Source organism: Kribbella sp. NPDC051718 (genome assembly GCF_040681515.1).
Lineage (GTDB): Bacteria > Actinomycetota > Actinomycetes > Propionibacteriales > Kribbellaceae > Kribbella.
On the sequence record NZ_JBFAYZ010000001.1, the window covers coordinates 243,312 to 258,177 of the forward strand.

Genomic DNA, 14,866 nt, shown 5'->3' on the forward strand with positions numbered 1-14,866 from the left:
GCTCAGCCGTCGCGCCGCTCGACCAATTCCTCGGTCGAGGCGCGGTACGCCTCGGCGGCCCGGCCGAAGTAGTCGAACAGCGTCGCCTGCTGCCGGGGACCATACTCCGCGATCACCGCCCCCAACCGTCGCCGGGCCCCTTCGACCGCCCGGTCGACAGTGGCCGGCGGCGCGACCAGTTCGACCATCACCTTGCGCCGGTCGGCCGGATCGAGCACCCGCCGGACATGACCGCCCTCCTCCAGCCGGTCGATCAGCCGGGTGGTCGCACCGGTGGTCAGCCCGGTCCAGCGAGCCAGCTCACCCGAGGTCTGCGGCCCGGTCAGGTCGAGCAGATTCAGCGCGAAGTAGTCGGTCGCATTCAGCCCGGCCGCCTCCGCACTGGCAAGACTGTGCAACACCATCGCACTCAGGTACCGGCGGAAGACCGCGCTCGGGTCGGCGGATTCGGTTGACACAAGTGGTCCCCTTCGATCTAATATCTGCATCAATGCAGATAACTACTTGACGCAACTACTGCAAGGGAGAAAATACCATGACCGACGTCGAGACCGTCGCCGAGATCCAGAGCTTGCTCGAGCGACTTGCTGCGCACTGGAACGCAGGCGATGCGGCGGCCTACGGGGCGGACTTCACCGTGGATGCGAGTTATGTGACGTTCGTTGGGACGGTCTACCGCGGCCGGGTGGATCTGGTGGCGGGGCATGACGCGTTGTTCGGGAAGTACCTGAAGGGGTCGCGGATGTTCAGCGAGCTCGTCGAGGTGCGGACGTACGGGGACCGGACTGCGATCGCGGTGACCCGCGGGGACGTCGGGAAGAAGCGGCCGGCGCGACTGTCGAAGGTGCAGACGTTCACGCTGGTGCGCGAGGACGACGGGCAGTGGCGGGTAGCGGCGTTCCACAACACCAAGCGCGCGCGGTTGCTGGAGGCGGTCTCCTTCCGGTTGCTGCCGCGCAGTGCGCCGCTGGGCGCGCAGTAGCGGAAAAACGACGCCAGGATCCCGGGTCGTATTTCCGCCAGCTCGGCCGGATTCAAGGGGGTGGACTGAAGGCATGACAGAACTCAACGGAAAGATGGCATTGGTGACCGGGGGCAGTCGTGGGATCGGGGCTGCGGTGGCGGTTGCGTTGGCGGTGGGTGGGGCGGATGTCGCGATCACCTATCACCGTTCGCCGGATGAGGCGGCGGCGGTGGTGAAGGAGATCGAGGCGGTTGGGCAGCGTGGGTTCGCGATTCCGGCGAATGCGGCCGATGCGGGGGCGGTGCGGGAGGCGGTCGGTACGGCGTACGAAGTACTGGGTGGGTTGGATGTGTTCGTCAACAACGCCGGCGTCGGGACGATGGGGATGATCGGCGACGTCACCCTCGAGGAACTGGATCGGGTGCTGGCGGTGAATGTGCGCGGCCTGTACGTCGCTGCGCAGGCCGCGGCCGGTGTGCTGGCTGATGGCGGGCGGATGATCCACGTCGGCAGTTGCATCGCCGATCGGAACACCGGTCCGGGGATGAGCCTGTACGCGATGAGCAAGTCGGCTGTCGTCGGGATGAACCGAGGGCTGGCCAGGGAGCTCGGCGCTCGTGGCATCACGTCGAACGTCGTCCAGCCCGGCCCGACCGACACGTCGATGAACCCGGCCGACGGACCGTTCGCCGAGGCGCAGCGGTCGTTCCTGGCGATCGACCGCTTCGGCACAGTCGATGACGTCGCAGCGGCGGTCCTCTACCTCGCCGGGCCAGGCGGCTCCTACGTCACCGGCACCGAACTGAACGTGGACGGCGGCCACGCAGCCTGACTCCACTCGTCGGGCGACACGCGCAGCTCCATGGACAGCGGCGACGCAGCATCCGGGGCGAGGTGCGGCGGGTGGTTCTGTCGGTGGGGAGCGCTAGCTTCTGGGCATGCGGTTTTCGGTGACGTTCGGGGCGGTGGGGGCGGGGCGGGATCCGCGCGGGCTGGCTGAGCTGGCGCGGATGGCGGAGGACTGTGGGTGGGACGGGGTGTTCCTGGAGGACTACCTCGTCTACCAGGGGGACGTCGCGGAGCCGACGCACGAGCCGTGGATCTGTCTGGCGGCGATGGCGTGCGCGACGTCGACGATCACCCTCGGCACCACCGTCACGCCGGTCCCCCGCCGCCATCCGTGGCAGCTCGCCGCCGAGACCGTCGCCTTGGATCACCTGTCGAACGGCCGGCTGATCCTCGGCGTCGGGATCGGCGACCCGGGCGATCCCTTCCTCACCGGCACCCCACGCGAGCTGGCCGAGAAGCTCGACGAGTCGCTGGAGATCATCACCGCGCTGTGGACCGGCGAGCCCGTCCGGTACGCCGGCAAGCACTACCAACTCGACGGCGCGCAACTCAGCGCGGTGCCGGTGCAGAAGCCGAGGATCCCGATCTGGGTCGGCGGCAACTTCCTCGTTCCCGCCGTCCGCCGCCGGATCCTCCGCTGGGACGGCTCCTGCGCCTACAAGGGCACCCCCGCAGCCCCACAACAAACAACCCCGGAAGACGTCCGCCAACTGCTCGCCGACGCTGCTGGTGCGGGTGGGTTCGAGGTGAAGGCGAGCGGAGGCGACCCGATGGCGTTCGCTGAGGCGGGCGCCACGTGGTGGGGGCGGTGGATCGCGCCCGGGCCGGTCGAAGAAGCGCGCGAGATCCTGCGCGCCGGGCCGCCTCGTCTTCGCTGACCCTGGTCGCCCGGTCCGGGTCGGCGGATGCGGGGTGGGTACCGGCCAGCCGTTGACAGAGCAGGGGGTTGGCGGTGAGACTGCAGGTGGATTTGAACGTTAAAACGGGTGGCTTCTGGCGCGGTGGGAGGTTGGTTCGTGGCTACGTTGAAGCAGGTTGCCGCTCATGCGGAGGTCTCGGTGCAGACGGTTTCCAACGCCCTCAATGCGCCTCATCGGCTGCGGCCGGACACCTTGCAGCGGGTGACCCGATCGATCGAGCTGCTCAACTACCGCCCCAATCGTAACGCGCGCAGCCTCCGGACGAGCGCTGTCGAGCTGATCGGGTACTGCGTGCCGAGCTGGCCGCACGGTCAGGTCCATCTGGTGATGGACCAGTTCCTGCACGCGTTGTGCACCTCCGCCGAGAGCAGCGGACGGCACATTTTGTTGTTCACGGCACCGGTCGGAGTCGAGGGCATGCCGGTCTACGAGGACCTGCACGCCCGGCGCCTGGTGGACGGGTTCGTCTTGTCGCAGACGGAGACGCACGACCCGCGGCACGCGTGGCTGAAGGAGCAGCAGATCCCCTTCGTGTCCTTCGGGCGGGTGTGGGAGGAGTCCACCCAGCCCGGGCCCTGGGTCGATGTCGACGGCGCGGGCGGGTGTGCGACCGCGGTACAGCATCTGTACGAGACCGGGCGGCGGCGGATCGGCTTCCTCAGCTGGCCGCGGACCTCCGGACTGGCAGAGAACCGGTTGAGCGGCTGGCAGGCGAGGTGCGTCGAGCTCGGCCTGCCGAGCCACGACGAACTGGCCGTCCGATGTCGGGTGGACACCATCGACGAAGGTGCACGCGCTACTGCGGAGCTCCTCGACGCCGACCCCGCGATCGACGCGATCGTTGCCATCAGCGACATTCTCGCGCTGGGCGCCCTGCGAGAGCTCGGCCGGCGCGGCCTGGTCGCCGGCGTCGACGTCGCGGTGACCGGCTTCGACGACTCGCCGTTGGCGTCGGTGGTGTCGCCGGCGTTGACGAGCATCCGGCAGCCGATGGACGAGATCGCCGGCGAACTGATCGACATTCTCACCGCACCGGATCCCAAGGGTCCGACGGAACGCCTTCTGCAACCCGAGCTAGTAGTCAGGGGCAGCTCAGCCCCTGGCTGATCAAGGAGGAAGTACGTCATGACACTCCGCCCTGTCGGACGAAGCAGACGAACCACAAGACCGAGCAGCAGACGGTACGCCGGCGCCGCCGGCCTGCTCGCCTCGGCCACGGTCCTCGCACTCAGCGGGATCCCCTCCCTTGCCACTGCAGGAGTACAGCCCACTGGTGGTCAAAGTAGTGAATTGTCCGAATCGACGCGGCTGGCGGATCGCCGGTCGCTGGTCGTCGGCGACCGGGCCTACGCGATGGGCGACGAGAACGGCCTCTACCCCGCGACCGGCTGGCACACCCGCGGCGAGATGGGCGGCTTCTGGACCGCCCCGTTGAAGTTGCTGGACGGGATCTGGTTCGGCGTCGACGGGTCGTGGCTGGGCAAGGACACCGCGGCTTCGAAGTACACGAGTGGCCAGGGCTACCAGCGGATCAGCTACCCGGGCGCCGTCAGCGTCGAGCGGACCGACTTCGTGCCCGACGGAGTCCGCGCAACGTTGGTCGGCCTGACCTTCAAGTCGGCCACAGCCAAGACGGTCGCGCTCGATGTGGACGCCCACTCGGAGCTGATGCAGTCCTACCCCTGGGGCTGGACGACGCCCAACGCGGCGCAGATGAACCTCCCGGACACCGGGTCGTACAGCGACGGCACCCTGCAGTTCCGCGAGCAGGGCACCCCGCCGATCGCCAACGCCGCCAAGCACGACTACAGCGCGATTGTCGGATCAACGCTCAAACCGACGAACCACGCGCTGGGCGTCAACAACCGCGGACCGCAGGACCCAGCGGTCATCTGCCCGGCCGACGGTGACGCACCCAAGCACTGCGACGACACCGCCTTCGGCAAGGGCACCGGTGGGCGGCTCACCTACAACGTCGACCTGAAGCCCGGCCGGACGACGACCGTCTGGTTCGCCGTCGCGGGATCGGACGAAGGCAAGAACGCCGCGCAGAAGGAGTACCAGCGCGCCATCAGCAACCCCGAGAAGTTGCTGCAGGCAAAGAAGAAGAGTCGCGCCGCGATCGACGAGATGTCCGCAGTGGACCTGCCTGGTGACCGGCTACTGCAGCAGAGCGTCGAGTGGAGCAAGCAGAACCTGGCCGACTCCGTCCAGGAGGCGCACAACCTACGGATCCGCGACGTCAACGAGGGCAAGGACTACCCCGCACCGAGCGGCACCGTCGACGTCGCCCGCTGGTTCGGCGCCGGCTTCCCCGACTACCCCTGGCTGTTCGCCACCGATGGTGAATACACCTCGTACGCCGCAGTCGCAGCCGGCCAGTTCGACACCGTGAAAGCACACCTGCGCGCCCTGCGCGACGTGAGCGACATCCTCAACAAGCGCAGCGGCAAGGTCGCCCACGAGGTGACGCCGACCGGCGACGTCTACTTCGGTTCCAACACCAGCGCCGGCAACACCGACGAGACGGTCAAGTTCCCCAGCATCGTCGCGCTGCTGTGGCGCTGGACGGGCGACGACCGGTTCCGCGACGAGATGTACGACTTCAGCGTCCGCAACCTCAAGTACGTCTATCGCGAACTCGACAAGGACGGCGACGGCTGGCTCGAGGGCCTCGCAAACGTCGAGCGCAACGGCATGGGCTCGGAGAAACTCGACAGCACCGTGTACCTTGCCCGCGGACTGCGCGACCTGGCTGACCTCGCAGCGTCGAAGCACGACCGGGCGACGCAGCAGTGGGCGACCGCCAAGGCGACCGACCTGGAGAAGCGGTTCGAGACGCAGTGGTGGGTCGACCAGGCCTTCGGGTACGCCGACTCGATCGACGACCCCGCCGATCCGGCGAACGACAACACGCCGATCTTCCAGCGGCACTGGACCGGTGTCACGCCGATGGAGGCCGAGCTGGTCCGCCCGGGGCAGCCGACCACTCCCCTGGCCTCCGCAGAGCACGCCAAGACGGCACTCGACCAGCGTGAGAAGCCTTGCTACACAGGCGAATTCGGGCTGTTCCACACCGGCACCGGGCCGACCTCGGACCCCGCGGGCAACCCCGGAGCTTCCTGCGACACGGTGGTCTCGGGAGTGAAGAGCGAGCGGAGCATCTTCTCGCTGAACACCTCCATCATGGCGGTTGCCGAGGGCAACTTCGGTCGGCTGGGCAAGAGCCAGCAGCAGGTCTACACGACCGGGAACGCGCGGATCCAGCTCGACCCGAAGGTCTGGGAGACACCGGGTGCCATGCCGGAGATCGCGCCGTCGCCGGACTCGCCGGCGAACATCGACCGGGCGTTCACCGACCGCTCGATGACGTTGCAGGCGTGGGGAGCGTACGGCATCCTCTGGCCGGTCGTACACCAGCAGCTCGGCGTCGATCCGGATCTCGGGCACGGGAAGCTGGCCGTCGTACCGCAGATCCCGGGTGGGCAGCAGAAAGTGGCCGGTAGCAACATCCGGCTCGGCCACGGGTCGATCGATGTCTCGGCATCCCTTGCAGACAAGGAACTTCGGACCGAGGTGCGCAGCAAGGGGCTGTCAGCAACCGTCACGGTCGGTGCGGTGCTTCCGGCCGGCGCGAAGGTGCAGGCGGTGAGCCTCGACGGCCGCGCGGCGAAGTACAAGCTCGTCACGACGGCGCGGGGCACCGAGGTGCAGGTGGCCGCTCACGGGAACCACTCGACACTGAGGGTCACCCTTCGCTGAACGCTCTACCAAATGAACCGGCCGGTGCACTTTCGTGCACCGGCCGGTTTCGTCTAGCCAAAAGAAGCAGGCCCCTCCGAGTATGAGTCGGAGGGGCCTACAAGAGCTGAAGGAAGGTGACGTCTCCAGCTTCCCAGACGGGTCCGTCGGGTCCGGCAGACCCCGTCACCGGTCTACCTCAGTGGGGATCCCCACCGCGAGGGTCCTCGGTTTCCGTCCGACCCGCCGTTCCCTGCGGAACAGCGTGTCGACATTTCTACCTCCCGGGCCGGTGCGCGCACAACCCTTTCTGACAAAGAGGATCCGCGAATCTGCCACTGTCAGCGTGTCGTCCACAGTGTGTACCCGGCCATCCACAGAAACGTTCGATGTTATGCACACCCCCTGTGTATAACCTTCATTCCCAACGGAAGAATCGAGCAGCCACTGCAACACAAGCGACGGTTACCGCGAGCAACGCGACGACGTGTTCCAGGCCCGGCCAGTGACCCGACCAGGCGTCCTGCATGCTGGTCATCCCGGCGCCCATCGGAGTGATGTCGCGGACCCAGCGCAGGGCGTGCGGCATCAGGTCGCCGGGCGTCCAGACACCCGCGAAGAACATGCTCGGGAAGAACAGGATGTTGCCGACGATACTCGCGCCCTTGGCGGTCGAGACCAGGCCGGCGATCAGCACGCCGATCGACAGCTCGGCGATCGTGTAGAGAACGGCGGAGAGAGCGAAGGGCAACGGCGCGGCCGGGAGGTCGGCACCGAAGACGGCGGAGCCCAGGCCGAGGATGAGGGCGATCACGACGACGCCCGCGGCCAGGTGCAGGAGCAGCTGCGCGATCAACAGCTTCACCGGACGTACCGGCGTGGTCGACATCCGGCGCAGGATGCCCTTCTCGCGGTACCCGGCCAGGATCATCGGCAGCGTCGCCATCCCGAGGATGCCGATCCCGATCCCGATCGCCATCGTGGGCAGGAAGCTCGCCGGTACGCCGTCGCTCGACCCGCTGCCGTCGTCCATCAGCGAGAAGATCGTCAGCAGGCCGACCGGCAGCACGAAGACGAAGAACAGCCCGGCCCACTCGCGCAGGAACAGCTTGCTCTCGATCCGGGTGAGAGTGAGGGTCTGGCTCATCGGTCCACTCCTTCGAAGCTCCGGCCGGCCAGCGCCAGGAAGGCGTCGTCGAGCGTTGTCTGTTCGGTGTGCAGGTCGAGCGGCGCCTGGCCCCGGCTCGCGAGTTCGGTGACGACAGCGACCAGCAGGTCGTCGTTGCCGGTGACAACGATCCGATCGCCGTCGTGGACCACGGAGCTGACCGCGGGCAAGGCTTTCAGGACCACGTCGTCCAGGACGCCAGGCACCCGGAAGCTGATCCGCTGCTCGGCACGAGCGGAGTCGACCAGGCCCGCCGGAGTGTCCAGCGCGACGACCAAGCCGGCGTCGATGATGGCGATCCGGTCGCAGAGGTACTCGGCCTCTTCCATGAAGTGGGTGACCAGGATGATCGTCACGCCCGAGTCGCGGATCTGCTTGACCAGCTCCCAGGTGTCCCGCCGCGCCTGCGGGTCGAGCCCCGTGGTCAGCTCGTCGAGGATGGCGATCCTCGGGTTGCCGATCAGCGCGAGCGCGATCGACAGCCGCTGCTTCTGCCCGCCGGACAGCTTGGCGAACGCGGTGTGCTGGACCTTGGTCAGCCCGAGCCGTTCGAGCAGCTCCGTCGGGTCGGCCGGGTTCGGGTAGAACGAGGCGTACAGCTCGAGCGCCTCGCGGGCCTTGATCCGGTCGGGCAGCTCGCTCGCCTGGAGCTGGACGCCGATCAGCGAGGTGATCTGGCTGCGCCGCTTGTACGGATTGAGCCCGGCGACCCGGACCGTACCGGCGTCCGGCCGGCGGAGTCCGGCGATCGACTCGACCGTGGTGGTCTTGCCGGCGCCGTTCGGGCCCAGGATGCCGAAGATCTCACCCTCGCGAACGGTCAGCGAGACGTTGTCGACGGCGACGGTCTCGCCGTAGGTCTTGCGGAGAAAGTTGACGACCACCAGGTCGTCCTCGAAGCTGTTTGCGGGCATGGCGGAGCCTCCCTACCTACTACTGCTGAAGGGTTGGGGTCAGCCCTTGGCGGGTTTGAGCGCCATCGGGCGAAGCATCAGGTAACCGAAGTACAGGCCGAGTGCGCTGACCGCGAGCACTCCCGGTACGCCGATCGCCAGCGGTGGACGGTGATAGCCGGTACTGCGCAGCGCGTCGGCGAGCCACTGCGCGACCAGCAGGAGTTCCGCGGCGGCAGCCGGCAGGACGCCGAGCGGCAGCAGCAGGAGACCCTTCCAGAAACCGAACCGGTAGAAGCTGATACCGATCAGCCAGCCGGCGGCCTCGTGCGCGATGATCAGCAGGAAGAACTCGGTGAAGATGAGCCCGGCCTGGGTGGTCTTGGTGAACAGATGCGGATTGGCCAGCGCCTGGGTCAGCCCGGCCCAGTCGTAGATGACGCGCTCGACCTGGTAGGCGACCACCCACAGCAGGGCGGTCGCGGCGGCGGCGCCGACCAGAATAATGCTGGCGGCAACGGAGAACATCCGCCGGGTGACACCGTGCGCGATCAGCAACGTGAACAGCGCGGGCGCCAGGGTGATACCGATCGCGGAGGAGAAGTACTTCGGCGACTGGGTGCCGTAGTCCCAGATGCTGTGGTCGAGACCGCCGCCGATCAGCTGGGAGATCAGCCCGCCGATCAGGAACGACCCGGTCATCACGAGCCAGTAACCGACGATCATCGGGCGCAGGCCGATCATCATCGAGTTGACGACCCGCTTGAGCCGGCCGAACGAGGTGGCGCCGCCCGGCAGGGCCGCAGTACGGGCGATGGACTGGGTGGTCATGCGGAGCCCTCCTTCGAGCGCGTCGTACCGGTCAGGTGGACGAACAGTTCCTGCAGGCCGACCGGGCCGATCTCGAGCCCGGCCGACTGCGCCTTCGCGAGCAGCGCGTCGTCCAGATCGCCAAGCACCGTTGACGATTTGGTACCGCCGAGCCGCTGCTCGGCAAGCACTGTCAAGCCAGCGGTCAACTCGTCGACCGCTGCGGCCGGGCCGACGATCGAGGCGCCGCGACCACGCAGCGAGTCGACCGGTGACTGAGTGACGAGCCGGCCGTTGTCGAGGATGACGACCTCTTCGAGCAGCGCGCTGACCTCGCTGACCAGGTGGGTGGACAAGATGATCGTCCGCGGTACTTCGGTGTAGTCGGCGAGCAGCGCGTCGTAGAAGAGGTTGCGCGACGGCACGTCCATGCCGAGGTAGCTCTCGTCGAAGATCGTCAGCGGCGCGCGGCTGGCCAGTCCCAGCACGACACCGAGCGCCGACTTCTTGCCCCGCGAGAGCTTCTGCACCTTCTTCTTCGTCGGTACTTCGAACTTGTCGAGCAACTCGCCCGCCAGGTCCTCGTTCCAGTACGGCCGCAGGGTGCTCGCCAGGCCGAGCACATGCCGGACGGGCGCGGAGTCCACCAGGTCACCCGACTCGCGGATCAGACAGATCCGGCTGGTGACGACGGCATCCTCGTACGGCGGCAGGGCACCCAACTCGTCGCCCTCGATCAGCACCCGGCCGCCATCGGGCTGCCGGAAGCCGGCCAGGACGGCAGCCAGCGTGCTCTTGCCGGAGCCGTTGCGGCCCAGCAGGCCGTAGATCTTGTCCGGCGCGAGCCGCAGATCCAGCCCGTCCAGGGCCGGTACGCCGGCGAACGCGACGATCAGGTTCTCGGTCCTCACACCTAGGCCGCTCACTGCTCACCATCCTTCTGGATGTGCTTCACGACGTCGGCCAGCGGTACGCCGATCGCCTTGGCCTCACGAATCATCGGGTCGACCACGTCGGCGAAGAACGAGTCGCGCCGGCCGGTCCGGAGAAGGTCGCGGGCATCTCTGCTGACGAACATCCCGATCCCGCGCTTCTTGTAGAGCACACCCTCGTCGACCAACTGGGCGAAGCCCTTCGCCGCGGTGGCGGGGTTGATCCGGTAGAACGCCGCGTACTGGTTGGTCGACATGACTTGCTCGTCCTCGGCGAGGGCGCCGGTGACGATGTCGTTCTTGATCTGCTCCGCGATCTGGAGGTAGATCGGACTGCGATCGTCGAACATCCAGCACTCCCCCTTCCGTTCGTCGCGAGGTTCTTCGGTTCATAGGTTCATTACTTGACTAACGAACCGTAGCACCCAGTCTCGATACCCTGCAACCGTGACTGATGGAGTGCGGGAGCTGCGGCTAGTGGTGACGGTCGACGACTACGAGGCAGCGGTCGGGTTCTACCGCGACGTGCTGGGGCTGACCGAGCGGGAGGCCTACGAGTCGGCGGACGGGCGGGTGACGATTCTGGAGGCCGGCCGGGCGACGCTGGAGATCGCTGATCCGAACCAGGCCGACTTCATCGACCGGGTCGAGGTCGGGCGGCGGGTGGCAGGGAAGTACCGGGTCGCCTTCGAGGTGGACGACTCGGCGGCGACGACCGCCAAGCTGGCGGCCGCCGGAGCCGAGGTGGTGGCCGAGCCGACCCGGACCCCCTGGAACTCACTGAACGCACGGCTCGAAGGCCCCGGAGGCGTGCAACTCACCTTGTTCACCGAACTCGGCGAGTAGCTAGGCCTCTTCGTCCTTGGCCGGGCGGCCAGGGCCGCGCATCTTGCCGACATTGCCAGGGAGGCGGCCGGCGTCGGCGAGGGCTCGGCGGAGCAGGAACTCGATCTGGGCGTTGGTACTGCGCAGGTCGTCTCCTGCCCACCTGGCCAGGGCGTCGTGGACCACGGGATCCAGCCGGAGCAGGATCTTCTTGCGTTCAACGGCCACGAGCGCGCCCTACTGGTAGAGCGAACCGGCGTTGACCACGGGCTGGGCATCGCGATCGCCGCAGAGCACGACGAGCAGGTTGCTGACCATCGTCGCCTTGCGCTCCTCGTCCAGCTCGACCACCTGGCGCTCGGACAACCGCGCCAGCGCGAGCTCGACCATTCCCACGGCACCTTCGACGATCTGCTGCCGGGCCGCCACCACAGCGCCCGCCTGCTGACGGCGAAGCATCGCCTGGGCGATCTCGGGCGCGTAGGCCAGATGCGTGATCCGCGACTCGATCACGTGGACGCCGGCCGCGAGCACCCGGGCGCCGATCTCGGTCGACAACTTCTGGGTGATCTCGTCGGTGCTGTCCCGCAACGACATCCGGTCGGTCGCCTCGTGTACGTCGTACGGGTAGCTGTTAGCGATGTGCCGGACCGCGGTCTCGGTCTGGATCGCGACGAACCGGACGAAGTCGTCGACCTCGAACATCGCCTGCGCGGTGTCCTGCACCTGCCAGACCACCACCGCGGCGATCTCGATCGGGTTGCCGTCGGCATCATTGACCTTGGCAACAGCCGTTTCGTGGTTGCGGATCCGGGTGGAGATCTCCTTGCGGGCGGTGATCGGGTTGACCCACCGCAGGCCGTCGGTACGGATCGTCCCGGCGTACCGGCCGAGGAGCTGCACCACGCGGGCGCGGCCCGGCGCCACCGGGGTCAGTCCGGCCGCCACGATCAGCGCGGCGACGAAGGCGACGACCCCCACGATGATCAGCGCGATCTGATCACCGTTCGCCCCCAGGATGAACAACACGACCCCGACGACCCCGAGCACGAACGCCAGCCCGAGCATCGGCCACCCGTTCAGATCTCCCGCCGACCGCTCACTCACCTTCGGCTTCGGCATCTCCACCAGTACAGCTGTCTCTGAAGTCATGTCTTCAAGCTAGCATAGTGATATCAGTTTTACGAGGGGCTGTGGTTTGCCGGCTCCCGCGGAGGTGACGGCGGCAGGTGGCTGGGTTGGGGGTGGGCCGAGCCGGCCGGTTTTGGGTGACTTTGTGCTCGACGTGAGTGGATTCGTGGCCGGGATGGTTGCGATTCTCCAGTACATCAATCGCCGGCCGGGGGCGGTTGCCGCAGCGTGCGGGGGTGGTTGGGGTGGGGTGTTTGATGGGCTGGCGGTTCGGTCGGCTGGGTTCGTCTCGGTGGGACAGGTGCTTGGCCGGGAACGGGGCTGTCGCGCGGTGACGGGCGGCCGAAGTCGGGCTGATCTGGGGCACGGGTGGTGGCGGCTGCATACCGAATCCGGTGGGTAAGCGGTTGCCTTCGGCGTGTCGGGGTGGTTGCCGGAGGTTGTGCGGGCATGGCGGTCCGGCTAGCGGGTCCGCCGGGCATCGGACGCCGGCTCGTCTTTCGTTTGTTGCCGTACTTCCCAGCGGCTCTGGGACAGCTGCATCCTTCCCTGGTCGTGGTGGCGGTGTGTCAGACGGGGGTTGCTGAGGCGAGGAGGGTTCGTTGCCAGCTCTTCGAGCGGGTGAAGGGCAGCGGGTCTATCGGGTCGTGGTTCCAGGCTTCTACCGGGCGGATGCCGTGCAGGGCGTTGACCAGCCAGACCTCGCGGTCGGCGAGGTCGGTTGCTGTGCGGGGGCGTTCGGCGATTTCCAGGCCCTCGGCGGTGGCGATTCGGCGTACCAGTTCTGAGGTGACCGACGGGAGGTAGGGGCGGTCGGTGGGTGGGATGCAGAGGGTGTCGTCCTCCCACCAGAGGACGGCCGAGTAGGCCGCTTCGACCACCACGCCGTCGGGGTCGGCGAGGAGGACCTCATCGGCATGGAAGGGCTTGGTGGCTTGGGTTTTCAGCTCACCGAGGGCACCGAGGTCGGGGCCCTTCACCAGCGGTCGAGTGCGCGGGTCCGGGCCGTCGTGGACCACCACGCGGATGCGGCCGCCTTGTGGTGGCGCGGGGCGGAGCTGGACGGAGAGGTTGCCGTCGGCATCCAGTTCGAAGCGGGGGAACCAGCGGCCGAAGCCGGGCAGGCGCTTCACCTGGTCGTCGAAGTAGGGCCCGGCATCGATTCCCGCTGCCGCGCACGACGCGGTGAACCGCCGTCGATGCAGGTCCAGCCCACGAACCTTGCCATTGGCAACCAAGAAGGAATCCGCCACCCGTAAAGAACTCATACCCGCCCCTGGATCGTCGCTGTTGCCTTGAGCACCATCTCGTCGTACTCCGCGATCGGATCCGAGTCGAGCACGATCGCCCCACCCGCTCCGACCACGGTCTCCCCCGGAGTCATCACCGCGGTCCGGATCACCACACTGAGATCCGCCCGGCCGTCGACGGTCAGGTAGCCGAGGGCGCCCGAGTACACCCCGCGCGCGGACCACTCCAGCTCGTCGAGCAGCTCCATCGTGCGGATCTTCGGCGCCCCCGTCATCGACCCCGGCGGGAAGCACGCCCGGACCGCATCCACGGCGTCCACCCCGTCGCGCAGTCGCCCGCGGACGGTCGTGACGAGTTGGTGCACGGTCTGGTAGCTCTCGACCGCCATCAGTTGCGGGACCTGTACCGTGCCCGGCCGGCTGACCCGGCCGAGGTCGTTGCGGATCAGGTCGACGATCATCAGGTTCTCGGCCCGGGTCTTCTCGTCCTCGGCGAGCGCCTTGGCGACGAGCTGGTCCTGCGCCGGGTCCTCCACCCGCGGCGCGGTCCCCTTGATCGGGCGGCATTCGGCCCAGCCGTCGCCGTCCACGGTCAGGAACCGCTCGGGCGAGGAGCTGGCCACGGCCAGTTCGCCGTACCGGAGGAAGGCGGAGTACGGGGCCGGGTTGCTCTGTCGTTGCCAGAGGTAGAACTCGAAGGGGTCGTCGATGGCGGGCAGGCGGACCCGGTTCGTCAGGCAGACCTCGTAGGTCTCGCCGGCTTCGAGCGCGGCCATACAGGCGTCGATCCCGGCCAGGTAGGTCGCGCGGTCCTGCTCCAGATGCGCCTCGAGGTCGAGCTCGGCGATCGGCGGCGCCTCCCGCCAACTCATCCACCAGCTCGCCGCCGCGGCCTCGGCCCGATCCAGCCAAGGATCCACCGTGCTGTCACCCGGCGCATGGACGGCGACGAGTAGCGTGCGGTCCTCCTCGTGGTCGAGGACGACGAAGCGGTTCGCCCAGATCCACAACGCATCCGGAGTCGGCGCCTCGTGGGCGGCGGCGCCACCGGTGAGCGCCTTCAGTTCATACCCGAAGTACCCGACGTAACCGCCACTGAAGACGTCCCGCAGCACCGCCGGTACTTCGCCCAGCTGCACCGATCGCGCGCTGAGCAGGTCCTGCAGCTCGGTGAAGACGTCCCCCTCGGCGACATCCCGGACGACGACGTCGGCGCCGGCAGACGTCCCGAGGACCGAGACGCGCCGGCCTCCGCGGTCGGTCAGGCTGCCGTCCAGCCAGAAGGCGACCGGCTCGTCCGCCAGCAACTCGCGGTAGAACCGCTCGCCGTCCAGCGCACGATCCAGCGCACGGATCGACCAGGTCAGTGCAGGCACAGCATGA

16 protein-coding genes are annotated in these 14,866 nt (G+C 67.8%); 6 read left to right on the top strand and 10 right to left on the bottom strand.

The genetic code is table 11. From position 1 onward, the window contains the following. Positions 1-2 precede the first annotated feature (2 nt). Positions 3-458: a MarR family transcriptional regulator gene (locus AB0M15_RS01140; RefSeq protein WP_363812662.1), complete on the bottom strand. Its 456-nt coding sequence runs from the start codon at positions 456-458 to the stop codon at positions 3-5. Positions 459-535: 77 nt separating this feature from the next. Between AB0M15_RS01140 and AB0M15_RS01145 the strand changes: the two genes are divergently transcribed. From AB0M15_RS01145 to AB0M15_RS01165, 5 genes are all read left to right on the top strand, one after another. Then, complete coding sequence (locus AB0M15_RS01145) at positions 536-982, top strand: SgcJ/EcaC family oxidoreductase (RefSeq protein ID WP_363812664.1); 447 nt, start codon at positions 536-538, stop codon at positions 980-982. 73 nt (positions 983-1,055) lie between these two features. Then, positions 1,056-1,796: an SDR family oxidoreductase gene (locus tag AB0M15_RS01150; RefSeq protein WP_363812666.1), complete on the top strand. Its 741-nt coding sequence runs from the start codon at positions 1,056-1,058 to the stop codon at positions 1,794-1,796. A 106-nt stretch (positions 1,797-1,902) separates the two neighbouring features. Next, entirely contained in the window at positions 1,903-2,691 is a 789-nt protein-coding gene (locus tag AB0M15_RS01155) for an LLM class flavin-dependent oxidoreductase (protein ID WP_363812668.1), read from the top strand. A 138-nt stretch (positions 2,692-2,829) separates the two neighbouring features. After that, positions 2,830-3,840 carry a LacI family DNA-binding transcriptional regulator gene (locus AB0M15_RS01160; protein WP_363812670.1) on the top strand — a complete coding sequence of 337 codons (1,011 nt, stop codon included), beginning with the start codon at positions 2,830-2,832 and terminating at the stop codon, positions 3,838-3,840. 183 nt (positions 3,841-4,023) lie between these two features. Then, positions 4,024-6,495, top strand: a complete 2,472-nt coding sequence (locus tag AB0M15_RS01165) for a glycogen debranching protein (RefSeq protein ID WP_363812672.1) — start codon at positions 4,024-4,026, stop codon at positions 6,493-6,495. Between the two features lie 397 nt (positions 6,496-6,892). On the opposite strand, the gene AB0M15_RS01170 is transcribed toward AB0M15_RS01165, so the two are convergent. The 5 genes from AB0M15_RS01170 to AB0M15_RS01190 are packed head-to-tail and all read right to left on the bottom strand — an operon-like array spanning position 6,893 to position 10,627. Continuing rightward, positions 6,893-7,621 (bottom strand): ABC transporter permease, encoded by a 729-nt coding sequence (locus tag AB0M15_RS01170; protein WP_363812674.1) that lies wholly within the window; start codon positions 7,619-7,621, stop codon positions 6,893-6,895. Next, positions 7,618-8,556, bottom strand: a complete 939-nt coding sequence (locus AB0M15_RS01175; protein WP_363812676.1) for an ABC transporter ATP-binding protein — start codon at positions 8,554-8,556, stop codon at positions 7,618-7,620. Before AB0M15_RS01175 ends, AB0M15_RS01170 begins: the two co-directional genes overlap by 4 nt. 39 nt (positions 8,557-8,595) lie before the next feature. Then, on the bottom strand, positions 8,596-9,366 hold the full coding sequence (locus AB0M15_RS01180; RefSeq protein WP_363812677.1) for a hypothetical protein: 771 nt from the start codon (positions 9,364-9,366) through the stop codon (positions 8,596-8,598). Next, on the bottom strand, positions 9,363-10,271 hold the full coding sequence (locus AB0M15_RS01185) for an ABC transporter ATP-binding protein (RefSeq protein ID WP_363812679.1): 909 nt from the start codon (positions 10,269-10,271) through the stop codon (positions 9,363-9,365). Before AB0M15_RS01185 ends, AB0M15_RS01180 begins: the two co-directional genes overlap by 4 nt. Then, positions 10,268-10,627 (bottom strand): GntR family transcriptional regulator, encoded by a 360-nt coding sequence (locus AB0M15_RS01190; RefSeq protein WP_363812681.1) that lies wholly within the window; start codon positions 10,625-10,627, stop codon positions 10,268-10,270. Before AB0M15_RS01190 ends, AB0M15_RS01185 begins: the two co-directional genes overlap by 4 nt. Positions 10,628-10,724: 97 nt before the next feature. Between AB0M15_RS01190 and AB0M15_RS01195 the strand changes: the two genes are divergently transcribed. Continuing rightward, positions 10,725-11,123: a VOC family protein gene (locus tag AB0M15_RS01195; RefSeq protein ID WP_363812683.1), complete on the top strand. Its 399-nt coding sequence runs from the start codon at positions 10,725-10,727 to the stop codon at positions 11,121-11,123. Here AB0M15_RS01195 and AB0M15_RS01200 read toward each other — a convergent pair whose 3' ends face one another. From AB0M15_RS01200 to pabB, 4 genes are all read right to left on the bottom strand, one after another. Beyond that, positions 11,124-11,330, bottom strand: coding sequence for a hypothetical protein (locus AB0M15_RS01200; RefSeq protein ID WP_363812685.1), 207 nt, complete (start codon positions 11,328-11,330; stop codon positions 11,124-11,126). 9 nt (positions 11,331-11,339) lie between these two features. Next, the gene (locus tag AB0M15_RS01205; RefSeq protein ID WP_363812686.1) at positions 11,340-12,254 is read right to left on the bottom strand and encodes an SPFH domain-containing protein; all 915 of its coding nucleotides are present in this window, start codon (positions 12,252-12,254) and stop codon (positions 11,340-11,342) included. 548 nt (positions 12,255-12,802) lie between these two features. Beyond that, on the bottom strand, positions 12,803-13,501 hold the full coding sequence (locus tag AB0M15_RS01210) for an aminotransferase class IV (protein WP_363812689.1): 699 nt from the start codon (positions 13,499-13,501) through the stop codon (positions 12,803-12,805). After that, entirely contained in the window at positions 13,498-14,859 is a 1,362-nt protein-coding gene (pabB, locus tag AB0M15_RS01215) for an aminodeoxychorismate synthase component I (RefSeq protein ID WP_363812691.1), read from the bottom strand. Before pabB ends, AB0M15_RS01210 begins: the two co-directional genes overlap by 4 nt. Positions 14,860-14,866 lie beyond the last annotated feature (7 nt).

Coding starts and splice junctions, on each gene's coding strand:
- AB0M15_RS01145 (WP_363812664.1), top strand. CDS start 536: ATGACCGACGTCGAGACCGTCGCCGAGATCCAGAGCTTGCTCGAGCGA.
- AB0M15_RS01150 (WP_363812666.1), top strand. CDS start 1,056: ATGACAGAACTCAACGGAAAGATGGCATTGGTGACCGGGGGCAGTCGT.
- AB0M15_RS01155 (WP_363812668.1), top strand. CDS start 1,903: ATGCGGTTTTCGGTGACGTTCGGGGCGGTGGGGGCGGGGCGGGATCCG.
- AB0M15_RS01170 (WP_363812674.1), bottom strand. CDS start 7,621: ATGAGCCAGACCCTCACTCTCACCCGGATCGAGAGCAAGCTGTTCCTG.
- AB0M15_RS01175 (WP_363812676.1), bottom strand. CDS start 8,556: ATGCCCGCAAACAGCTTCGAGGACGACCTGGTGGTCGTCAACTTTCTC.
- AB0M15_RS01180 (WP_363812677.1), bottom strand. CDS start 9,366: ATGACCACCCAGTCCATCGCCCGTACTGCGGCCCTGCCGGGCGGCGCC.
- AB0M15_RS01190 (WP_363812681.1), bottom strand. CDS start 10,627: ATGTTCGACGATCGCAGTCCGATCTACCTCCAGATCGCGGAGCAGATC.
- AB0M15_RS01205 (WP_363812686.1), bottom strand. CDS start 12,254: ATGACTTCAGAGACAGCTGTACTGGTGGAGATGCCGAAGCCGAAGGTG.
- AB0M15_RS01210 (WP_363812689.1), bottom strand. CDS start 13,501: ATGAGTTCTTTACGGGTGGCGGATTCCTTCTTGGTTGCCAATGGCAAG.